This window comes from Corynebacterium glutamicum ATCC 13032, assembly GCF_000011325.1.
Lineage (GTDB): Bacteria > Actinomycetota > Actinomycetes > Mycobacteriales > Mycobacteriaceae > Corynebacterium > Corynebacterium glutamicum.
Window position 1 is genome coordinate 1,937,932 of sequence record NC_003450.3, and the last position, 22,409, is coordinate 1,960,340.

The 22,409-nt window shown below is 48.1% G+C and carries 17 protein-coding genes and 1 pseudogene; 5 read left to right on the top strand and 13 right to left on the bottom strand.

Annotation, left to right across the window (positions count from 1 at the left end; all coding sequences use genetic code 11):
* Positions 1-596: 596 nt before the first annotated feature.
* On the bottom strand, positions 597-1,043 hold the full coding sequence (locus CGL_RS09105) for a hypothetical protein (RefSeq protein ID WP_227747675.1): 447 nt from the start codon (positions 1,041-1,043) through the stop codon (positions 597-599).
* Here CGL_RS09105 and CGL_RS09110 point away from each other — a divergent pair.
* The 3 genes from CGL_RS09110 to CGL_RS09120 all read left to right on the top strand — a co-directional run bounded on the left by CGL_RS09110 (position 1,014) and on the right by CGL_RS09120 (position 3,622).
* Positions 1,014-2,207, top strand: a complete 1,194-nt coding sequence (locus tag CGL_RS09110) for a hypothetical protein (protein WP_227747676.1) — start codon at positions 1,014-1,016, stop codon at positions 2,205-2,207. The two genes, CGL_RS09105 and CGL_RS09110, sit on opposite strands and share 30 nt — an antisense overlap.
* A gap of 118 nt (positions 2,208-2,325) precedes the next feature.
* The gene (locus CGL_RS09115) at positions 2,326-2,916 is read left to right on the top strand and encodes a hypothetical protein (protein ID WP_011014671.1); all 591 of its coding nucleotides are present in this window, start codon (positions 2,326-2,328) and stop codon (positions 2,914-2,916) included.
* Positions 2,917-3,175: 259 nt separating this feature from the next.
* Entirely contained in the window at positions 3,176-3,622 is a 447-nt protein-coding gene (locus tag CGL_RS09120) for a hypothetical protein (RefSeq protein WP_011014672.1), read from the top strand.
* A 175-nt stretch (positions 3,623-3,797) separates the two neighbouring features.
* Here the strand turns inward: CGL_RS09120 and CGL_RS09125 are convergent, their stop codons facing one another.
* Complete coding sequence (locus tag CGL_RS09125; protein WP_011014673.1) at positions 3,798-4,499, bottom strand: hypothetical protein; 702 nt, start codon at positions 4,497-4,499, stop codon at positions 3,798-3,800.
* An 88-nt stretch (positions 4,500-4,587) separates the two neighbouring features.
* Here CGL_RS09125 and CGL_RS09130 point away from each other — a divergent pair, with 88 nt between their 5' ends.
* Both CGL_RS09130 and CGL_RS15680 read left to right on the top strand, forming a co-directional pair.
* Positions 4,588-4,884, top strand: coding sequence for a hypothetical protein (locus tag CGL_RS09130; RefSeq protein ID WP_011014674.1), 297 nt, complete (start codon positions 4,588-4,590; stop codon positions 4,882-4,884).
* 873 nt (positions 4,885-5,757) lie between these two features.
* The gene (locus tag CGL_RS15680) at positions 5,758-6,636 is read left to right on the top strand and encodes a hypothetical protein (RefSeq protein ID WP_227747677.1); all 879 of its coding nucleotides are present in this window, start codon (positions 5,758-5,760) and stop codon (positions 6,634-6,636) included.
* Between the two features lie 37 nt (positions 6,637-6,673).
* Here the strand turns inward: CGL_RS15680 and CGL_RS09145 are convergent, their stop codons facing one another.
* From CGL_RS09145 to CGL_RS09195, 11 genes and pseudogenes are all read right to left on the bottom strand, one after another.
* A complete protein-coding gene (locus CGL_RS09145; protein ID WP_011014678.1) occupies positions 6,674-7,504 on the bottom strand; it encodes a Cgl1822 family protein in 831 nt (276 codons plus the stop codon).
* A gap of 156 nt (positions 7,505-7,660) precedes the next feature.
* Positions 7,661-7,963, bottom strand: a pseudogene (locus CGL_RS09150) (YPDG domain-containing protein); the annotation flags it as partial.
* Positions 7,964-8,017: 54 nt separating this feature from the next.
* The gene (locus tag CGL_RS09155) at positions 8,018-8,401 is read right to left on the bottom strand and encodes a hypothetical protein (RefSeq protein ID WP_011014680.1); all 384 of its coding nucleotides are present in this window, start codon (positions 8,399-8,401) and stop codon (positions 8,018-8,020) included.
* A 273-nt stretch (positions 8,402-8,674) separates the two neighbouring features.
* Complete coding sequence (locus CGL_RS09160; RefSeq protein WP_011014682.1) at positions 8,675-9,106, bottom strand: hypothetical protein; 432 nt, start codon at positions 9,104-9,106, stop codon at positions 8,675-8,677.
* A gap of 29 nt (positions 9,107-9,135) precedes the next feature.
* Entirely contained in the window at positions 9,136-10,719 is a 1,584-nt protein-coding gene (locus tag CGL_RS09165; protein ID WP_011014683.1) for an LGFP repeat-containing protein, read from the bottom strand.
* A gap of 367 nt (positions 10,720-11,086) precedes the next feature.
* Positions 11,087-13,519, bottom strand: coding sequence for a hypothetical protein (locus CGL_RS09170; protein ID WP_011014684.1), 2,433 nt, complete (start codon positions 13,517-13,519; stop codon positions 11,087-11,089).
* A 165-nt stretch (positions 13,520-13,684) separates the two neighbouring features.
* Positions 13,685-14,554 (bottom strand): hypothetical protein, encoded by an 870-nt coding sequence (locus tag CGL_RS09175; protein ID WP_011014685.1) that lies wholly within the window; start codon positions 14,552-14,554, stop codon positions 13,685-13,687.
* 57 nt (positions 14,555-14,611) lie between these two features.
* On the bottom strand, positions 14,612-16,891 hold the full coding sequence (locus tag CGL_RS09180) for a DNA topoisomerase (RefSeq protein ID WP_011014686.1): 2,280 nt from the start codon (positions 16,889-16,891) through the stop codon (positions 14,612-14,614).
* Between the two features lie 1,377 nt (positions 16,892-18,268).
* Positions 18,269-20,356 (bottom strand): DEAD/DEAH box helicase family protein, encoded by a 2,088-nt coding sequence (locus CGL_RS09185; protein WP_231838267.1) that lies wholly within the window; start codon positions 20,354-20,356, stop codon positions 18,269-18,271.
* Between the two features lie 159 nt (positions 20,357-20,515).
* Positions 20,516-21,409, bottom strand: a complete 894-nt coding sequence (locus tag CGL_RS09190) for a pentapeptide repeat-containing protein (RefSeq protein WP_011014688.1) — start codon at positions 21,407-21,409, stop codon at positions 20,516-20,518.
* Positions 21,410-21,830: 421 nt separating this feature from the next.
* Complete coding sequence (locus tag CGL_RS09195) at positions 21,831-22,265, bottom strand: MepB family protein (RefSeq protein WP_011014689.1); 435 nt, start codon at positions 22,263-22,265, stop codon at positions 21,831-21,833.
* Positions 22,266-22,409: the final 144 nt, after the last annotated feature.

The window sequence follows — 22,409 nt, forward strand, 5'->3', positions numbered from 1 at the left end:
AGGAAGCGCAACTCGCAACGCCCCACATTGACACGCTAACGGATAGAACCAACCAGGGCATCATCCTCATATCACTAAGCATTGACACAATGCACTGCCCTACCTCTCCTGATTTTTGACTACACCGCGGACAGCTATGAGCGCGTGATCCGCTCTAAAAATAGCCACACAGTTTAAGTTGATGAGCACCTGAAAATCAGCTCAGTCCACTACTTACATCAGTGAATACTTCTTTGATGTTACGTCACTAAAAAATGCTTGATGCGAATATCAAGAGAATATGACAGGCTTCATACACGCCCCACTAGTGTTATACCCATGGCTAATTCTGACTGCAGTGACTTATCTACGTTTACCACTCCGCAACACAGATTAAAGCACTCGATATTGAGAGCTTTTACAGCTGACCATGCGCTGTCGTTCTTTCAGTGGCACAACCCGACCTAAGTTCAATGTTTCATTTTACCGAGACACATGACGTCATTATCTAACTCTCAACCACCCTTACTTAGCGGGTATCATGTCTGCGTTGTCCAATCAGGCTATGACTTTTTCTTGGCGCTGCACATCAACAAACCCACCGCCAACCACGTCGCCTACCGCTTCGCCAGGTGTTTCTTCTCCACCGCAGCAAGACCTTCTTCCACAGTCTGCGGACCCTTCTTCGCAGCTAACTCTTTCGCCTCTACTGCAGCAAGCTCCTCTTTCTTGCGGGTAGATTTTTCTCCCAACCTTTCTTCCCGGTGCTCTGCCCGCGCCTGCATCGCCACCACATCCAAATCAGCAGTACCTGTGGTCACAGTGCCACCGCCGTAATGACTGTCTCGTTTAAAACGCTTCTTACCACGTTGTGCTTCTGTTGCTCGGCGTTTCTTCATATACGGATTCACACCGAGGGCAAGATTCGTTTCAAAAACTACGTTGGTAGCACCGCGGCGAAGATAACTTGCACCGGAATTATGCGTGGTTACAAGACGTGCCAAATCCATGGGAATCGTGCTGTTCAGTAGCTGTTGGTACACACCGACCGCGTCAGCATCCATAGGGCCAAGAATGGTGTACGACGCACGCGGAAACATATTAAAACCATCTGTATTAAGCATCCCATCGGCAGATCCGTACAGATAAGCCACTCGCCCACCGCGTTATCTGATGCGGAAAACAATGCTGAACTCACCACTGCACAGATTCTGCACATTGACCCCGTCACCGGTGTGGCCATCCCACGTCAAAACATTCTGCTGGGTGAGGATTTTCAGACTATGGCCAGCTCTTTTAGTCAAATCCGCCATGGATGGGGTATCACCCAGCTCATCGGACAAGACCCCAACAGAAACCAACCAATCCGCTCTGCTGATACGTGGACAGTGACTGGATCGACTGGACTCACCGGCTTTAATACTGCTACGCATAATACAGATGACACAGACGCCACTGCCGCATATACCATGCCGGCAAGCGATCCTGCCGTAGGACTATGCGCACTGGAATCCAACAAAGACGCACCGGTGGATGAATTTCGCGATCTCAGCCTCAGTGCTTTACGTACCGCTACGGTCATGTCAAGCTCTGGCTCCGCCGTGATTACTATGCATGATCCTATGGTCATGAGCACCACTGGCGCATTGGAAGCACGTGCATACGTTGACGGCGAAGTCATCAACCAGCACGATCTTGACTCACTGCGTGACCAGCTAGGTATTACTACAGACAGCGCAGATACCACCCCTGCCCTACCTGCTGATCCCTTGGCAGCATTGGGCTTGAGCACACCAACTACATCAGCTCTTGTCCCAGGTCTTGCCGAGCTGGACTGCCTCAACACTGATCAAGCTCGCACCTGGCATGACCGTGACAACAGCATTGGCACTGGTAAACCAGCTATTCTTGCCGTGATTAACGCCGAGCTCGCTGATGATTACACCCTGCAGATCCTCAAAAATAGCACTGCGACCCCCACCGACTCCACCGACTCCAGCGATACTGCTGAACGCTTCGTAGCGCAGCTACCTGCGGAAACAGCCTTTGTGCTTATTGATCCGGACATCGGCGCTGTGACCGATCTGTTCTTTATCAACAGCATAAATCAGGATCTCCCCGCACCGACAACCCAGATCAACTCAGTAGCGGTAGATCAACGTGACCCCAACATCATCTACGCGACCTTTGCCAATGATGACCGCGTGTACCAGCTCATGCTGGGTTAACCGCGACCCGTTTTTATCTGTGCTGATCCGCGCCGTGCCAACTCGCACTGGGTCGCACTGGGTCGCACAACCGCATACACATACACACAATTAATCACCCTCAACACGAAGATTTATCATGACATTTTTGCACCGTTCCGCCAGTTTCCACCCTCGTACCCACGATCACCTCAGCGAGCTCGGTCTTGATCCTTATAAGCTCTCTCAAGACATCCCCACTGTTATTTATGAAGTCCAGCCGCACAGTGTGTTCATTTTAAAATTCAACACTGCCGATGTTCGGGTCTATCAGGAACACTCCGATCTCTTTGTGCGACATGCTGTGCTTGTTGATCCAGAACAGCGTAAACATGAGCATGACCAGCTCCTTAAAGAGATTCTCGACCTCGATGCCCCTCGTGTCAACGATGATATTAGTGGTCGCACGACAGTGTTTCTCCACGATAAAACAGTTGTTACGCACAGTGGTGGCCCCATTGCGATTATTCCGCACAATCCCGATGTCGCCAGCGCCGCTGCGTCAGCTAATAAACACAAACAATCTGTGATGACAACATCCAGGCATCCTTATGCGCAGATGTCTCTCAGCGACATGCTGAAACAAGGCTTCACGCTCACACCTCTAGAGTTCCCCTACTGCGCTGTTGATGACCCCGACAGCTCACGCCACACAATGCACGTCATCAACGTTCGAGATCATACAGTGTGAACTACCGCGCCGCTAGAGATGGTGCAGCTGTGTTTATAAATAAAAGCGTAATAGTTGTAAACCAGTGACAAATAATTTATGTTTCTCCACTAATCAGTGACAATGGTCCTCCCCGTATTGCTGGCACTGGTTCTTCCACACTGATTGGTTTATCGTCAGAAGCCTTATTCTCCTCTTAACTACCATGAGGTAACCATCTAAAGTAGATGGTTGCAACAACTTTTCATTACATCAACATGTTTAAAAAAGGACACTGATTATGACTTACTTCGCACTCGTTGCTCGCAATTACGCTGAGACAGGTGTCTCTGTTGAATTCCATGAGGTCGATGATGACGCAGATAACTCAAATGGCCCCAACAACACAAGCAATTTACCTCTAAAACTTCTTCGAGATCACTCTTTTGATGCCACTGTTGTCTATGGTGACCTGGTGCTTCACACCTCAGCACATCTCAGAGATACGGCTATCGCCAACTCAGACAACCGTCCGCGAGTAGTGACCACAGCTCAAAAATTCTTTGATTACATCCGCTTAGCCACCAGACACGGTGCTATCCACGACATGATCAATAACGCGCCAGATACCGGCACTGACATCGTTGTTATTACGGCCACTAATGATGCTCTTATTAGTGATGAATCAGAATACTATGACGAGCTTTTTCATATTCTCGAATCCGCACAGGGTGTGATTCTTAAATGATTGATTAATTGATATGATTAACACTGAATCCCGAGCTATGCATGTTTACTAAAAAACTCCAAATTTCGGAATGAGCGCCAAGAATCACGTCCTTGACCGTTTAAGTCGTTAACCTTGTCCAGCCAACTAGAATGGCTAAACAAGGTTAACAACAGTGTTTCAAACTAAAAAACGATTAGTAGTAGACGTTAAGCACCACTGAATTCGGAAATGATCTAGCGACAACGCGGTGAGTTCCTGCAGAAGAACTAATTGGTCCCACCCATGGAATATTTGGAAAAGCAACAAGGTTAACATCACCATAGAAGGCCGCAAGACCACCCTCTATACCTCCACGTGGATTGCTTGTCGTCACTGCCAATCCTGGAGCACTGTTATACTTTACGTAACTGCGAGGATTGCTGACAGAAGTAGCGATTCCTACATTGGAGTAGTAGGTTCCACCAGTACAAACCTTTAGGACTTCAATTCCGTAGAGAGTATTCGTTAAACACCCCTCAATATAATCAGAACCCTGCCAGGCTGCTGGAGAAATGACATTTGGATCTTCGTCGCCTACGTTGTCCGTCTGAACCACTTCAACATTATCTGGGAGAATTTCTTCTCCAGAGACCGACCTCAGCACTGCATCACTAGCTAAAAGACTCTTGAAGCCCTCTAGTTCGCTCGGAGTGAAATTGGAAATTTTTTCTGCATTAGCTATAGCCTCTGGCACTCCATTGGCCACGTCCTCTGCAGTTGTACGTTCGAATTCTGCAAATGCGAGATCTACTGCTGAGACATCTCCGGATACCTCTTCAGCAGAAGAGACAGAATTCATGAGAGTGGCAGTCGCAATAAGAGCAACAATTCCACCGGTAACTGTTTTTCGTAACATCGGGATTCCTTTCTGTTTTGCCGATGACCACATCTGACTGTATGATTGACTCACCTTTATTTCCAGTCTTGTAATAAGAATGTTACAAATGATCGAAACGTATGACCACTACATTGTCGAAAAGCAGGGGAGTAAACCACAGGTGAATGTCGCTAACGAAATCAATACGTCAAACAATATCCCCCTTCCGGAAATGTATTCAGTTTTCCTTCTTGCTTTCGTGGTTTTAGTCATCGCAACCGCCCTGCTCACCGCGATTTTAGAGTGGCGAAACTCTCATTCTTTACCGTTAGCAACCCTATGGGGTCTCATCAGCTGCGCCTTACCTTTTGCGGGGCCACTTTTCTGGATTGTTATAAGCTACTTTAAGAATAGAAAAAAATAAAAGAATCAAAGCGAAGTGCTATTTACTTGATTCACCCGTTGATAAATATTTATTCATATATTGAAGTTCTCGGCATACATTCCCCATAAAGCTCATAAACTCTGTGTCGTGACCTCTCAGATTATTATGATGAGTTTTCCCTTTTCCACGTAATTGAATTAGCACGAAGGGCGATTCCCAAATGACCAATGGGTCGGATCGCCTTTTTGCTCATGCTCAGCTCACTGGCGTACAGCGCACAGTTACATTTCGACCAGATAGCGCACTGGATGCACTGTCGTGATTACTTACTTCTCAGCTATAGACATACTTTCGCTACTTATTCTCAGCGTCATTATGCTCATCTGCAGTGCGCCAGTCTTATTAGTCATCTTTCGCAGCAACAGTCCTGACGACCTCATCGCAGCACTCATCCTGACAGCGTTGTTGGGTTTTCTCGCTGTCAATTTTGTACTCCCCACACTCGCAGACATCGGCTGCACGCTGTGCGAGCTTTAAACCAGTACCCCAACCAGAAAGTGACTACGACATGAGCGCAAAATCCCCTACCCCACAGCCTCCGTACGAAATACCATCATTCCGGAAAAGACGCCTAATCACTACCGGATTATTAACAATCACAACATTGTGGTTCATCTACTTTTATGTGGATCTAGTAAGCGCCACTACGCTACTTACGCTGCCGGTGATTATCGCTGCACCATTGATCATGGTCTACATCTGGTACCACGAATTCACATACTATGCTCGTGTCCGCAAAAACAATAAGCTTTACAAGGCTCTCTATGGGCACCTCCAAAACCATCAACATCCTGAAAATACGGATACTCCACCCATGTAAATAGTCACTAAGATTTAGTCACAGTGACTGTAATGGCTCAAGCCTCTACAACACCTTCAACACAAAAAACACCCCGGTTGAAAACTCTTAACCGGGGTGTTGCTCATATCTCAAAAAAGAAAGGACCAACAATCATGCTTTATTATCTCGCTGCTGCTGTGGACACAACACCCCGTGACACCATGACCATGGGTGAAGTCTTCATTATGACCTGCCTAACATTTATTGTGATCATAAGCTTTTTCGGAATGGTATACGCCATAGCACGCCTAATTGAACATTTAATTTACCAACAATGGCGCTCGTTCATGACGTCTGCGTGTTGGCTCATAATTAGCTCGGTCGTTTCCCTCATCAGTTATGGTATAGCTTTAAACAAAAGCGATAACAATGAACCGATGGTGTCTACGACAGAACCGACTCCCCCACCCACTAACACCCCACCAGAAAATAACACCTCGACCGAACCTATGGACTGGTCGATCATTATTAATGTGCTTGCCGTTGCTACTGTCGTGATACTCACCCTTATCATCGCAGCTGCATTATATAGGGGTTTCACACGCAACAAAATAAAAAAACTTGAAGCTATACGAGAAGCCCAGCAACACGAACGCGACAATCCCACTATCCGCATTGCTGATCTTCGCGGCATCATGGATACTCACCACTACATCTACACCGACGTCATGGTTACACGTGCACATGAACTCATGATTACTGCACCCGCATTCTTTGATGTCACTCTCCCCGAAGCAGTGCTCTACGAAGATACTAAACGTGCTGCTCATGATGCCCTTAACGGCTATAAAGACACCACTGTCGCTAGTGCAGAGAAGATCATGCTTGTAGATGCAGTCACCGCAGCATGGACTCTCTATTCCACAAAAGCAAACACCGGATCCACGTGATCCGAGAGCCGAGTACCGCTTAAGTCTCAGGCATAAATCAAGAACTCAGAGACGATCCGGCAGGACGAATGACATCCACAGGTTCAGGCTGATCCGTCACCTCGATCACATATTGAACCTCTGAGTCCGAACCATCCGGGAAAGTCACTTCTGTACGAAACCACAGTTGACCGGTTCGATCATCAGGCGCCGTGAAGGTGAGATCGCCAGTCTTCTCATCTATGAGAATGATTGCACCCATCAACTCCGCATTCTCAATTGAGCCGTAACGATCTCGGACCACCTTCGATCCCTGTGGGACCCCACCAACCGCTCCTGTACCACCATCCGTCACCCTCAATGGGATCTTGACAGTCTGACCATTGCGGACTTTAGGATAACCCGTGCTTTCAATGCCGTAGTAAATACTGTCAGCCACATAAACCACTGAATGGGGTGTCACTCTATCAAATGACCCATCAGGGTAGACCACCTTGACAGTCACTCGATCTGTATAAGATCGTTTCATTTCACCAGGGGTGTAGCTGATCCCCGAAGCCCCAAGAGTATGTCGAATCTCCCCTGTATTTGGGTCCAATCGAGAAGCGAGCAGACCATCATCAATAATAATTGAAAACGAATCACCCTCAAGTAAAAATCGAGTCTCCTCTGGTAATTCAGCAAGGTTTTCAACAGACTGTTCAACCGACTTGGGAAAGACTCCACTAGAACCGAGACGCGTTTCTAAGGATTCATACCGTGGTTCATACTGAGCAGCCATAGACACATTTTCATATGCAATCGCAACACCCGTGCCATTTACCGTTGCTCCGAACAACAGTGAACATGACAGTGCAGCGGTAACCAACGTGCGTGAACGTACCAACATACTTCTACACCACTTTCTAAATTAGAGATACTCTATGCCACCTCACAGTATAGGTACAGGATGTGTGGCGTTCCCTGCCCTCATGGACGGGGTTGCTGCGTACCAACTGCCCTACACATTGCGAGAGCCGGATAACGCTTAAGTCTCAAGCAGAGATCAAGAACTCAGAGACGATCCTACGGGGCGAATATCATCCACAGGTTCAGGCTGATCCGTCACCTCGATGGAATAAGAGGCCGTCGCATATGTGCCATCTGGATAAATTAATTCTGCAGCAAACCACAGTTGACCAGTTCGATCTTCCCGTGCTGTGAAAGTAAGCTCACCGGTTTTCTCATCAATAACGACAATTGCACCCATCAACTCCGCATTGTCAATTGAGCCATAGCGATCTCGGACCACCTTCGATCCCTGTGGGACCCCGCCAATCACTCCTGTGCCGTCCATCACCCTCAATGGGTCAGGCCCTTCATACTTCTACCTTTACAGAACCAGACTATCTATTGACGAAGCTCAGCTACTCAGAAATATGCTGCCAACGGAAATATCAATGTGCAAAGCTAATGGCAGGCCGTCACCTGCTATAATTGCCCAGCTCGGGTCTAAGTTTTCAGGATCTACTATGAAAGGATCAGTACGACCGTCGGGATCACTCAATTGAAGATACACCGGGTTTGCTTGGGGTGGTTGATCCTGTGGCATTGGGCCGGCCATGTCTACTGTATCAATAGGCAACCCACATGGTTGTACACGAACAATGAGATCACCTGCTTCAGATACTGAAAAACCAGCGCGCCCTTTGACATTAATGTCTCCCAAATAATTGCCGCATCCTGAAACAGTCAGGCCGCAGATTACTAAGGCTGCCAAAGTCTTGATTCGTCGTTCCTTCATCATAACTCCGTCTTCGTTGCACCCATCAGCAAAAAAAGGTACAGCGTTGTTTGGCTTTCACCCTGGTAGATAAGATCCACTTCTAGCTCAAAATAGCATCTGATAACTACGAAAGTGCTATCAGGGATGCAGAGAGGTCTAAGCTTTATTAGCTCATACACTATGCACATCGTGAGATGGACTATCGCAACAGGTTGTAGATCTCTGAATTCAGCATGAATCAATTGTCTTTCGATGCCATTATCGCGTGAGGTTTCCGGCTCAGAAAGCGGTGGTTCAAGCTGCCTCGGAATTACGCTCCACGAAACCCTCAAGCCCCGGAGCTACCCACCCTACGGGGAGTGACCACAGGTGAGACAGTTCAGGTCTAAATGATGTGCGCTCCTCTTCGAGCACAAGCGCAGCAAAGTCTTCTTCGAGTGTTGCACTCATAAGAGATTGACCTGGAAAAACAAAAGAAATTTCACCAGGCGTGGAAAGAGCCGTCACAAACACCAGATGCACCAATTGCCCTTTATATATTTCTTCACGAGCAACATCAGCCTTGTTAATATCTTCCCATTCAAGAAAATGGTTCTTCAGCTTCCTACCCTTCAGAAGCTTTTCAATATAATCACGTCCATCTGAGCCATCTAATAAACCTACGCAGCATTCATAGCTTGAATCCTGCTCAGAAAGGAACAAGAGAATCAGCTTGTCGGAATACATGCCGCAATTCTCCTATTCCATTCCTTATGTTAACTACGGTCTATCGTACACGGAAGATAAGCGTAATTAGTTGCTGACTGACCGAAATACGGCTGACCTTCATAAGTCACCTGAAAATATGAAGTACCCCAAAATAATGTATTCTTCTCCCCGCTGCAACCCGCCTCTAAATTGGTTTGCACAACAGAATTCCTATTACCGAAGAATTGTTGTGCATATGCTGCTTGAGCCCATCGTCCCCAATAGTCGTAGTAAATCCATCCATACCCCACTACATCTGAGACAGTTCCAGGAAGGTCGCAATCCATCCTAGCCTTAAACCCAATCTTTGGAACCCTAATCCCGACTCCGTCACTCTTCGTTCTCACATGAATGTTAGCGGATTGCGATTGACATTGAATCGAATCTTTCTTGGCGTTAAGTGAATTCGCCTCTACACGAGAATTTGACAATCCGTTCTCAAAATACTCTATTGCTTCCTCAAGATTAGCAAAGGGTAAAAACTCAATAAAAGCCTCAAGAGGATTGGGGTATAGGTTAGCTGCAAGTTCGCCTTTTTCGAATACCTGATTAGCCATGTTTTCTGTATACTTTTCTGGATCGCCGATAGGGTAACCGAATTCCCCACTCTCAGCTCCTTCTTCTCTCCAGATGCTGTATATATCCCCTAATATAGGGTGAGCTCCGTGTTGCGGATGCCAGTAGACAACTCCGTTCTGGAAAACAGAAAATCTGCCCACACCGTCAGCTGTCACAGCCTCATCCGCAATGGGAAAACCAAGGTCACTATCAGGACCACCCAATTCAAGCCATTTATCCAAGATCAGCCCATTAATACTGGCCACCTGGAAACCGTCCAATACCGGACTGCGATACACTCGCCCACCTTGGAAAGTTTGCACCCACCCACTCAACTCACCATCAATCGGATTGGAACCATTCACAGGGACTTCACCACCAGTGGGATAACCCATCCACCCAGACTCCCACCCATTACGCTCCCACACCTGCGCACTGTAATTATTAACAGCATGCGCACCAGTTGTCGGATGCCAATAAACAAACCCATTCATAAACCGCTGACGATACCCCTGACCATCAGGATTTAACGTTTGGCCTTCACTCGGAAACAACATCCACCCAAACTGGGCACCCTGCTGAATATAGCGCTCTAAAATAGCACCACAAACCTGATGAGGTGACGGCCAAAACGTCTGACACGCCGCAGCCGCAGCAAGGCCTCGCGTCTGTGGCTGAGATTGTTGCTGTGCAATAGCTATCTCTGCCTCATCAGCGGCTGCTTTATCAATAGTTACTGGCAGCTCCACCTTATCTGACCACATCTCACCCGGAATGAGCTCTTCATTAGGTGCGCCAGATTCTTGGGCTTGTCGGATAGCCTCGTGGATCTCGGCGATTTCTTGCTCAGTGTAGCCACCCACCCCGTCTACCACAGGTGGGGTATTCCCTTCGTGGTGGAACTGTTGAACATACGCATCTTGGTCTTCAGGTGTGACCACCTGACTAGCTTGCCCCTGTGCCACAGGTGCTATACCACCTGCAACAAGAAGTGCTGCAGCAATGACGCCTGCAGCCTTGGAAAACAGTTTCATTCACATGATCCTTTCGTTACTAGTTGATGTGAACAAACTGACCCTAACCCGAAAAAATCATAAGTTCTGTGAATAAAATTGTTGTGCGCGTATTTCCACCCCCGTTATAGGCAGGGCAAACATCACATAAAAAAGGTAACTTTTGGCTACTGACTTTTATGCCCATTCACGGTATTTAAACGACTCCATCCACCAGCGCCAAAAATCGTCCGAAACATGAGGTGATAGCGGTTTTATGCGCCAATTAGTTCGCAGACACAGCCCTTACTCTGGATATTTCAAGGGTGCATACACCCCCAGCACTACACGTGCAAAGCACCATCTCAACACATCGAGATGGTGCTTATTTATTCACCACAGCCAACAACTACCGCTTCGCCAGGCGCTTCTTCTCCACCTGTGCAAGCGCATCATCAAGATTCTTCGGCCCAGTTTTCAAAGCTAGTTCTTTCGCTTCTACATCATCAAGCTCCTTCATCTTGCGCGCAGATTTCTCATCAAAGCGCTCTTCGCGGTGCTCGGCCTTCGCCTGAATTGCGACAACATCAAGATCCGCTGTGCCCACCATCGTCGTGCCACCACCGTAGTGCTTGTCTCGCTTGGATCGTCGCTGACCTCGCTGTGCTTCAATCTTGCGACGCTGCTCCATATAAGGATTAACGCCCAACGCAAGGTTGGTTTCAAACACCACATTGGTAGATCCTCGGCGCAAATAGCTCGCACCAGAATTCTGCGTTGTCACCAACCGTGCCAAGTCCATCGGGATCTGACTATTAATCAGAGATTGATAAGTATCCACCGAGTCAACGTTCATCGGGCCCAAAATGGTGTACGCAGCACGTTGGAATTGATTGAAGCCAACAGTGCCAAGCATCGCGTCCATCGAGCTGTAGAGATACGCCACTCGCCCACCACGCTCAGCCATATATGCGAACTGATTAGCCAAATAATCCTGAACATCAACATCGACAATGCCATCAGCACCGTGAATGATGACCACATCGCCTTGACCAAGCGTCTCCACAGCAAAACCAATCACGTTAACCAGCTGTGCCATCGCGACACCTGCGCCACGTCGCAGCACTCCAGAAAAATCATAGATCACGCGGCGTGCAGAGTTCACAGAATCAATGCCATCTGCCGTGTGCTGATTAAACAGATCGCCATGAGTATCGAGCAAATCCTTATAGGTCAGTCGCAGCACAGAAATGGCACGAAACATTTCAGGGTCTTTGGTTCCCTCATATTTCTGGCGCTCATATTCTTGATCCAAATAGGACACGAAGACAGAGAGCAACGGGATCTGCTCATGAGGCACACCAACAAGACGCAGCTTGTCACGGTTTTCACCGGCATTAAGAGCCCACATTTTCATATCCACATAAAAGGCTGTAATAATTTCTTTGAGCTTTCCGCGCAATAGCGCCAGCTCAGAGGTCTTATCGCCCAATGCCTGCTCGGTCATAAACACGATTTTGTCCATGTGTGTGGAATACAGCGACAGCTCATCTTCTTGCTTACCAAACAGCTCGAACATGTTGAGATCTCCGCTAGTCATATCCACATGAGCGGTCATGGATTCTAGCTTTGGTCCCATTTCATCGAGCTTGGCACCATTGAGCACCAGGTGCACTACGCGACGGTTATTCAGTAGCGCTGCCTGAGAAATCTTCGACCCCCACATGTCAACGACACGGGGACGCTTAAGTAGTGGTGATGTATTAATCGAGCTATCTGCGCATACGACATGTCCCGACCAGCGATCCACATCAAAAAGCACAGCGGAGTTGTTGACATCGCCACGCATGACACCGACGTATTCGCCAGCAACATCGTTAAGACCATTGGTGACCAAAGAATAAGAACCGGCAAACTCAGTCGAGGTGAAGTGGAATCCTTTACCTCGCTTTTTGCTATTTTTGCCAAAAATCTGTGACAGTTCTTGACGTTGCTCACCGTGGTGTGCAGCAATATCCATTCGCGATAAGTGCTCGATAAAACTGCGTCGAATTTTCTCAACAGTCGAATCCAAGATCTCAAGGTTTGGTCCACGCAGCAGCAGACGGTTGTGCACAGTCAAATATGATGCACCATCATCAAGCTCGGCGATCACCTCATCAAGATCAAGTCCACGCTTAACAGTCTTGCGGCGGTTGGACTTAGTGGAAGAATCAGCCAAGTCTGATTCTTCTGTCTTAGCTAGTCGGTCAGTATTTTTCAGATTGTCATCAATCCATGACTGCTTCATCCGCTCCACTTGCTCAAAAAGCACAGCTGAGACACCCTCAGGCAGATTGCGTGGAATGCGGTTGACGCCCCAGAAAGCACCGAATTCATCCTTGGCATCCTCATTGTGGAAAAACGACAAAATAGTGCCGATTTCATCATCCACCTCAAAATAATCCGAGTGGAAAACATAGTGCTCCCTCGGCTTAATCACCATGAGGTGACCGTGATTTTCCATGGTGCCCAGCGCTGCCTGAGCGTCCTTTTTCTGCTGACGAGTCATCGTCTCGTCATCGAGCTCATCACTAATTTCTTCCACGTCATGCGCATCGGTATCGGTGGCACGATCATCAAATTCACCAAAACCAAATGATCCACTCAGTGTGCGCGCGGTGCGCGCAGGTACAGGTGGGATCGGGTCTGATTCGGAGGTGCGACCAATGATGCGAGCTCCTAACGAAGGTGCTGGGAGCGGTGCTTCTACAGCAGTGGTAGTGGTTTCTTCAGCCTCCGTAGTAAGTGATGCAGCAGGTTCTTGTGCCCGTTTGTTCTTGAGCTTGTTAAAAAGTTTCATCTATCCCCAATTCAGTTTAAGAGAAATATATTAAAGAAACTTTAACACAAAGAAAGTAGCTATTAAATGTCATTTTAATAGCTTATCTGCACCCCAGTTGCTTACCCACAGACATGAAAAAACAGGCTGCTGGATCATCCAACAGCCTGCATCAAACTCCAGGTGCTACTTTTTCTTATGTCCGTAAATGCTGCGCAACAGGTCATTAACCTCAAAACCGTTGAGCTGGCGGCACTGTTTATACATCGCACTTGAGTTTTCTACCTCAGAGAGCAAAATCTCTTGCGCAGTATGCAGTGCAGCGTCATTGGGTGAATGCAGCGTCAAATACTGGTGAATTGAGCTGAATTTTCCACCTACGTCATAACGCAAAATATCAAGCGATTCCTCCATGAGTTTGGTGAGCTCAGGGTGTCGATACACTAAGTTCTGATTTTTACGCTCGACGTTGGCGACCTGGCTAAATACGGCTTGAGATTCTTTCGTCGTGATGAAATTCCACTGCGTATCTGTTTCCACCTTTTGCCAAAAAGAATCTACGCGGTCAACGATTTGGCCGCGATCACCAGAAAACAACAGTGCTGAGGCCGTGCCTACGACAGAGTAGAAATAACCGACGCTGCCGTCCAAATAACGCACATAGCCATCTTCATCAACACTTTTAATACCGACAAGCTGCATAAATGGGTATGGTGCGGTATCACGTCGTGTAGAAATTCTACGGTGTTGTTTCTGCAGATAGCCGAACAGAGCCGGCAGCTGCATAAACTTCATTTCCTTGGTCTTAGTCCACTGTCCGAAATACGCAGCAAAACCAATCACCCACAGCACGATAATGATTTTCAGCCACACCGGTGAGTGCTTGACCGGTGGTGTCATAATCACAGCTGCAGTGGAAATAAACACTACAAACCAAAACAGCAAGACTTTAACAGGGATAACACCAAGGCTAAACGACTTGGTAGTAATCGGAGTCTCATAATCCAGCACACTGCGTGCTAGAGACGGTGGAACTTTGTACTCTGCTTTTGCCATCTCACACCTTCTTTCTTCAACAAATGGTTTGTTTCTTCTAGTGCACGTACTTGTGCGTTAATCGCGTGGTGCGAGCTGGAAGCCGACGAACGAATTACCGTTGTACTCGCCGCGCTGCAGCGATCCCCGAGCGGTGTACGGCTTCTTGGCCTTCGACATGGCATCAAAAGCAATCTCGCGGCCCTCAAGCAGATCGGCGATCTCCTTGTCGGTGAACTTGTGACCACCCCATACGCGCTTGAAGCGAATCTTTTCACCCTCAACCTTCCACACACCCACCGCGTACACAGCTGGGTCTGCAGAGGCAATGCGATCAACCTGCCCCTTAAACCCAAAGAACTTAATGGTCTTGCCGTCTTTGTTAAAGCTTTGATGCGCCAGCTTGCCGGTGACTGTCGTGATCTGTCCACCAATCATGGCATCGGTAATGGTGAGCTCCTCACCGCGCAGCAACGCCTCGCATTCTGCATCGCTAAATTCATGCCCGCAGTAGACCTTCTTAAAGCTCACCTGCTCACCGTTCCAGGTGCCGGAGTGCTTGACAGAAGGGGTAAAAGTAGTAGTCATGAGTTTCTTTCCTAGTTCTTGGGGGATGTTTTTTGCGTTACGGGTCATGGTCGCAATATCTTCTTCGACCCACTGTTTAACTGGTTCCAGTGCCTGCTCTGCAGTCTTTTCACCAGCAGCAACCGCTGCCATATCGGCATAAACGCGCTCGGTAAGTTTGAGGTCGCCAATGTGGGTGCCAGGAAGCAGCAGATAATTCAGTTGCCCTGCGTCAGTCATAGTGACTTTGCCACGCGTTTCTTTGAGCAATGCTGACTTGCCGGCTGTGACCTCGGCATAGGTGCTCGTTCGTGTCGCACCGGTACCGACATCATGCTTATCGAGCTGTTTCATCAACCACGTCATTGACGGATGCGGTGGTCGCTGCGGAAAACCCTCAAACACTTCTGGCTCAGCACGAGTACCAATCCCCTGCTGTGCTGCATCACTGCCGGCAGCATCATCATCAGCCTCAGCGTCTACGTCGAAAATACCTTTCCAACCCAAGGACTTTGGCACATTTGCTGTACCGAGAAACGCTGGGTAATCCACGACGCGGCCTTTTTGGTGCTCATAGAGGTAATCCTCTGCCAGCATCGTGAGATAGCTCTTAGCGAGCACTTCATAAATGCGCTGTCCGAGCACACCGTAGGTGGTTTTCACCGCTGCAATACTGGTCGGCACATTCAAACCCGGACGGTTGGCGCCGTGTGCACCCTTGGGCTTAACATGCGTGGACCGTGGCTGTCGGTGCGTAAGGTCAGCCGGGTTCACACCAACCAGGCCGGCGATCTTATCGACCAACGGCGCTAGTTCCTTAAACTGCTCAGGGGTAATCGTCTTATCCTCGGTACGCGGATAAGACACGACCTGCGCCTCGTACATCTGCTGATAAGTCTTAAGCACGTTCTTTGCGCTAAAGCCCTCTTTAGACAGCAGGGCCGACAGGCTCGCCAGGTCAAGTAGACGTGGTGGCGCGGTCTTTTTCATGCTCTTCTCATAGCATTCGACCGCACTAGCCTTATAAAGCTGTGGTACCTCGTCGCAAGTCTTATAACGCGGTTCCTCGGGGTTGACGTAACTTACACCGTGATCATCAATGAAGCGGTTTTGATAAAAAGGAATCTTTTTATAATCGTTGTACGCATCTAAGCCCTGCCCCACAATCGCAACCATGGCAGATTTCAGGCGACCATTGCGCAACACTGCACGCCGACCAGTGGTCTCTAGCACTTTGGTGGCACCGCGAGTCCACTGCATCGACAGCAAATCAAAGCGTGATCGGAATTCCGCCTTAAGATAATTGGGCTCGTCATGCATGGAGGTCACATCGCGGCGGTTGATAAACGCCTGCTGAATCGAGGCCGGCGCCTCATCAACAAATTCCATACGCTGAATCTTCTTGGTGTCTAACCCCAGCTCAGCGATAATCTCCCACGCCAACAGATCACCTTCGCCCGTGGGATCAATATCTGATCCGATCACAATGGTGGTGCAGCTGCTCAAGGTTTTCTTAATGCGTGCAATCGTGTTAGCTGCACCGTGCTTTTGCTCGCGTGACCACAAAAACTGCGTCTCATCCCACGGCAGCTTAGCCAGATCCCAGTAGCCGCCGATCTTATCGGCATAGCTTGGTGGCACCATCTCTTCTGGCTCGACAAATTCATAAAGGTGCCCGCTGGCTGCAGCAATAACGTACTTCTCGCCGTTATAAGTGCCAGAGGGTCCACCGAGGGCTTTCGCAAAGTTTTTCGCAGCCGAAGCTTTCTCCGTCAAAATTCCAATTGTCAAAGTATTAACCTTTCTTACTTTTTTAATACTTTAACACGGTCAAGAAACTAATTGAATTAGTTATTTGAGTTATTCAACCGACCCAGCAATGCGGGTCGCACAGCCAACTCACCACATGAGTCACCACGACCGAAGATTCTGCTGTCGCAGAACGGACTTATTTATAGGATTTACACATAACTAGCACCTCTGCCAGTGCCCACAGGGTGAAACCTCACTCCCACACAGTGAGATAAACACTGAAAAACTGAACAAACGTGAATTTAATTCGAGCGTAAAGTTACGTATCGTTACACTCCGCTACACAGCGTTACAGCACCAAAGATGCACGTCAAAGAGCCTTTTATTATATTAAAGTGAATTATTAAAATAATATAAGCGTTACATCAAAGTTACATAAAAAACACGTTGTGACCTGCATGAATGCAAAAGTGTAACGTTGTAACGATACTTTGCATGTTTTACGTATACGCGAGGGGTCGTAATAATCCTTTATGGCCTTTACCTATCATCACGACTGTGCAGAGCCGTAGCGTTCACATGCTCGCTGATATGGCTGCAGGTAGTAAAACGACATAGCATCACGCTCATATGTGCCTTTAGGTACTTATGTGTCCTATTTCACGTTTATGAGTTTTTACTTTTACTCTTCCGTCTATATTAAAGTTGCAAAAGTATCGTTACAACGTTACAAACCACAACATTAAGTTTATAGTTGCTGGTTAAACGGTACTTTTGGGTGTAACTTTAGCTTTTTCGTATCGTTACACCGTAGCGCTACAAAACTACCGTTACAGCAGCTCAGAGCATGTTTTTGGGGTGTAACGATACGTAACGTTTGTAACGTTACGTTCATAATTAAATTCATATATGTGACTGTTATGCGTACTTCCGTTCTATTTCAATAGCCAAGTAGTTACTGTGTTGATAATTAAAAACTTATGGGAATTTTTAGTTTCTGCACAGCGTCACTTTTTCCGGTATGTTGGAAATCGTTGAAACTGTAGTCATACCGCTGTTATGAGAATGTCAAGAGTGCAATAACGGCCCCAGGGCATACACCAACCACTCCCCTACATCGTGCACAGCAGTATATTCTTGTGCGCTCAGAGGCAGCCTGCGACGCTTTTTTATGCCTCTGTGCTTGTTTAAGCGCCTCAACAATTGTGCACGAACACAAACCAGCACAGCACCACTCAAGCCGTTAAACAAGCGCGAAAATGCAGCAACACCCTCTTTATTTAGGCATGCAAAAAGCAGCTCGCTCCGGGGTACGAACACCCTCGAAACAAGCTGCTTTAATTCTTAGCGCTAATTACTCAGCGCCACCATCACGGCAGTGGCAACGACCACCACTACCCCACACATCAACACCATTTAGCGCGCACCTCCACCAGTGCTCGGCAGATCAAAGTTACCGACCCGGTAATCCTGCTTGGAGACACACAACACCACAGCATTAAGAAAACGCTTCGGGTCAGGAACACGCACCTGCCACGCCTCATCTGTCCGGGTGTTCCACAAAATACCGTCCTTCATCCCAGACATGACCAAATACATTGCGAGCTGCAAAAACATCGGATGTGTCAACTCAGAGACGAATTTCAATTCATAAAGCACACCCTTGTGCACCGCATCTGCGACACCTGCAAAAGACATTGGCGTGCGCACTACTTTGCTCTGTACTGCCTCGCCGTCAAGGATCAGTGGAATCTGATTACGTGAATCAGCATTCAGCCTCGTACTCAGCCGTGAGACCAATGCCTTCTCCGCAGCAACCGGGATAGAGCTGCGCACCTGATCGACATACCGCATCTGCTCTGTGGACGCTGCTGTGACAATAAGGCAGTTACGCCATACGCTATTGTTTTTCTTCACCAAACGTTTAAGATTTTTCGCGAACTGACTCGGGTACGCCGATAGTGCTGTATGAACGTTGTAGTCCTTGAAGAACACTGCTTCCTGAAAGTTTCCCACTGTGGGTGAGAGATCAATAAGCCCGTCACTGCGATTGACCTCAATGGCTGCACCCTTGCCGTTGTCGAGACGCTTGACATCAAGCAGGTCAAAACATGCTTCGACATTCTCTGCGTACTTAAAATCAAAGGCTTCAGTCACAGAGATCGGTCGCGCATATTCGCTCGGCGCCAACTCAGGTAGTTCTTTAAACACTGAAACAGGGATAAAACCCATCATGCGCTCAATCTGTGACTGAACCTCACCCACATCACCCTTACTTTCTTCTGCCGGCGTATGGGCATCTACCTCAGGTGCAACCTCAGTATTGTTGTCCACCACACCCACAGCGAGCCCTGCAGCCCAGTCCGCACCAGCCTCATACGCTGCTTGAAGAGAATCGCTACGTACAAAAACAACCTTGTTTTTACCGCGTGATGCTGCCACCAAAAACACATTGCGCATGACCACTGGATCAACATTGGGGTAACCAAGACGCATGTCCCAGAATTCTTCGTCATAGTCAAAGACCACGCAGGTATCGCGCTCTAGACCTTTACTGGAATCAAAGGTGGTAAACACCGCAGCGTCATTAGGGTGTGCAATCTGGGAATCACCATCGCGAATAGAGGCGAACACAGTTTTCTTATTGAACTTTGCCGGCGACTTCCTCTCCACGACATTAAGCGCATCTGACATCTGCCCATTGCGGCTACCCAAACACAACAGTTTGCTCGGCTCGGTGCTTTGGATCAACACCACTGCCTCAGCGAAAGACCTATATTCAATCTGCTGTGCGGTATTGGCACCCACAATCGGTTTATTCCAGGCATCAGCCAAACCCGCTGCCATAGCCTCGCCAATTCGAAACGACTGTGTAAACGGCGCGAAGACTGGATCTTCACACAATTGTGCTGCAAATTCTTGTGGATCTAACGTGGTGTCAGACCGGACTTTTTGTTCCAAATCACCCACCATGACAATCTGCATAAGCGGATTCACAGACTTAATGTTGCGCAGCAGTTCTGCATAGTCCTCATTGATGTCCTGGTACTCATCAATAACCAGCAGGTCGTAACTGGGGAACGTGCGAGAAATGTGTTTGAAGTTCTTGTTAAACTCCCGAATCGACTCGCTAATACCACACTTGATGCCGGCCTTGAGTAGATGCGGATAGACAATGCCGTGATAGTTCTGCACCTTGGCGCCACGAACGCGCTGCTGTGCATCGACCTTCAACAACTTCGAATACGTCAAATACAGCACGTCATGGTCTGCACCCATGATCGAACACAGTCGTTGAATAGCGGTAGTTTTGCCCGAGCCTACGGTGGCATCAACAATGACATCTTTGCCAGCAAGTACATAATCAATCATGGCTTGCTGTTCGCTACTGAGTTGAACTTCTCCAGCACGTGGTCCCAGCTGTGGCTGCGGTGCCACCTGCGTGCTGGTGTTGTACGCAGCGAGCATTGCTGCTGGATTACCCAACGACATCATATTTATCATAAACTTTCTCCGTAAGTTAATAAAATATTAATTAGAGAAAATTCTAACAATTATATTACAATTACCCCACACACTTAGACACAGCAAAACCCTTCCCGGAAGAAAACTTCCCGAGAAGGGTTTTGCACTCAACCAATCTGCGAAAGACCAGTGGCTTTACTATGGTTGATAGCGATTAGCAACAAATAGCACTTCGCCCCACTTGGTCGAAATATTCTGATAGTCATCGTAATGCTTTCGCTCGAGTGTGGACCCATCAGGAAACACAGTCTCATAATCTACAACTGCGTCGGACAGATCTATGGCATTATCTGAGCCGTGTAAATCTGCTCCTTTCAGACTGCACGCATAAAAACTAGCGCCAGTGGCTTTATTGAACACACACCGACTTGCTTGCAAATCGACATTCCCAAAGAATGCATTAGTGATGTCCGCAGAAATCTCCGCACAACTCATTACCGCTTCACGAAATCGACTATGCGATAAATCGCCCGAAATTACGGTATCGCCCAACTGAGCGCCAATAAAGTTGCAGTAGGAAAGATCGCAATTCGTTAATCGTGCATAATGCCACGAACACTCACTAAAATTAGCACCCGAAAAACAGCATTCCGACACACTCACCGAATCTGTTTCTAAGGCATATAGCCGAAGACTGACCTCAACTTCAAACGACGGGGTTTTGTCCAAAGGAGCATGGAAAACATGTGTTGATGGTACCGCCTGTGCCTCAAACCTTTCGGGGGATTCATCAGACGCGCGCCCTAACCTCCGCCCCAGTTGCTCAAATATTTGCCGTCCTACAGTAATCTCAGACCAACCGTATTTCCGTGGAAAATCTGATTCGACAAACATATGCGTAACAACAATGTCACACAGTGACTGAACGATACTCGCTCCATAAGTTGTACCCGTTGCTGCAGCGCGATCCATGGATCTAAACGCATGTTGAACTGTGGCAGAGCGGATCGCGCTGTTATCGCTACTTAAACCCGCAATCAAGGGAGCAAAAATATCGCCTTCAAGAAGGAAAGCTTCATCAGTCTTGTTCATCCCAGTCCATGCCTTTCTTCTGGTTCATGTGGGGAAGTGCTTTCCTCATACCTGCTTTCTAAAAGCCCTCAAGCTTCAAGCCTTAAGCCCTAAGAAAGAACTATTCTCAGGAGCTTTCCGTGTACTAACTCGCGTTGTTCATACCGCAGGAGCTTTCACAACAATACCGTGCCCAAAAACGCTAAAGTGTGTGACCAAAATTTTTGGAGTTCCTGCACTAAACGCTCATGTGCATGCAGTGAGACGTGATCGCCAATGAAATCTGGGCTGCGCTCAGCGCGTTGTTTCCTGCTATATAAACCTCAGATAGCCCACCGGCAGAACAGACCTAGGTTTACTAACGATGTCAGCAGTTCTTGCAGAAAACTTCCGGGGTCACAACATCGTCGCCACCCTACACTGGGGTGAGCACGACGTGATCTCAATACTCCTCGAATGCACTCGATTGTGCTCGCTGCATGGCCCTGGCCTGCGAATTGAGCCCTTCGCACCAGGAGGGGTAAACACGAAATCCACGTTTACCCGGCTGTCCGTCTGCTGCGGTAATCCCCAATTCTGCAAGATGACCAGCGGAAAACCTAAACAATCCGCGCCGAACATCGTTCCTCACAAAGACAAGAAGACCAGCATTCATCCCGTCGTCACTAAACGGCTGGGTCTGCCCTCCCACGCCTCGCTGCCAAAAGGCAACAAAGGCACCCGGCTTCGACGGCGTGTTCCGGCCAGTCCGGACATGCCACTCATGACCTTCAACCTGTGCTAATCCTGATTCATAATCACTGTTCTGTGGCTCAGGGGCGACCGAAACAGTTATGCCCAGCTCGGTCGACCACATCTCCAACGCGCTAAATCCCATGAGCTCAACTTATCAACTTCAGCCGCAGGAAGCCTACTGCCTCCTCTCGCCTCCTTCCGCAATACTCCCTAGATCTTGTTTAACCGTCAGGAGTTGGAGGGTATATCCGGCTACTGAACGACAACACTTTTAAACGACGGCGCT

What these genes read in the sequence shown, in the direction of transcription:
- CGL_RS09105 (WP_227747675.1), bottom strand. Translation starts at nt 1,043, where the DNA reads ATGGATGCTGACGCGGTCGGTGTGTACCAACAGCTACTGAACAGCACG.
- CGL_RS09115 (WP_011014671.1), top strand. Translation starts at nt 2,326, where the DNA reads ATGACATTTTTGCACCGTTCCGCCAGTTTCCACCCTCGTACCCACGAT.
- CGL_RS09120 (WP_011014672.1), top strand. Translation starts at nt 3,176, where the DNA reads ATGACTTACTTCGCACTCGTTGCTCGCAATTACGCTGAGACAGGTGTC.
- CGL_RS09125 (WP_011014673.1), bottom strand. Translation starts at nt 4,499, where the DNA reads ATGTTACGAAAAACAGTTACCGGTGGAATTGTTGCTCTTATTGCGACT.
- CGL_RS09130 (WP_011014674.1), top strand. Translation starts at nt 4,588, where the DNA reads ATGATCGAAACGTATGACCACTACATTGTCGAAAAGCAGGGGAGTAAA.
- CGL_RS15680 (WP_227747677.1), top strand. Translation starts at nt 5,758, where the DNA reads ATGGCTCAAGCCTCTACAACACCTTCAACACAAAAAACACCCCGGTTG.
- CGL_RS09145 (WP_011014678.1), bottom strand. Translation starts at nt 7,504, where the DNA reads ATGTTGGTACGTTCACGCACGTTGGTTACCGCTGCACTGTCATGTTCA.
- CGL_RS09155 (WP_011014680.1), bottom strand. Translation starts at nt 8,401, where the DNA reads ATGATGAAGGAACGACGAATCAAGACTTTGGCAGCCTTAGTAATCTGC.
- CGL_RS09160 (WP_011014682.1), bottom strand. Translation starts at nt 9,106, where the DNA reads ATGTATTCCGACAAGCTGATTCTCTTGTTCCTTTCTGAGCAGGATTCA.
- CGL_RS09165 (WP_011014683.1), bottom strand. Translation starts at nt 10,719, where the DNA reads ATGAAACTGTTTTCCAAGGCTGCAGGCGTCATTGCTGCAGCACTTCTT.
- CGL_RS09170 (WP_011014684.1), bottom strand. Translation starts at nt 13,519, where the DNA reads ATGAAACTTTTTAACAAGCTCAAGAACAAACGGGCACAAGAACCTGCT.
- CGL_RS09175 (WP_011014685.1), bottom strand. Translation starts at nt 14,554, where the DNA reads ATGGCAAAAGCAGAGTACAAAGTTCCACCGTCTCTAGCACGCAGTGTG.
- CGL_RS09185 (WP_231838267.1), bottom strand. Translation starts at nt 20,356, where the DNA reads ATGATAAATATGATGTCGTTGGGTAATCCAGCAGCAATGCTCGCTGCG.
- CGL_RS09190 (WP_011014688.1), bottom strand. Translation starts at nt 21,409, where the DNA reads ATGAACAAGACTGATGAAGCTTTCCTTCTTGAAGGCGATATTTTTGCT.
- CGL_RS09195 (WP_011014689.1), bottom strand. Translation starts at nt 22,265, where the DNA reads ATGGGATTTAGCGCGTTGGAGATGTGGTCGACCGAGCTGGGCATAACT.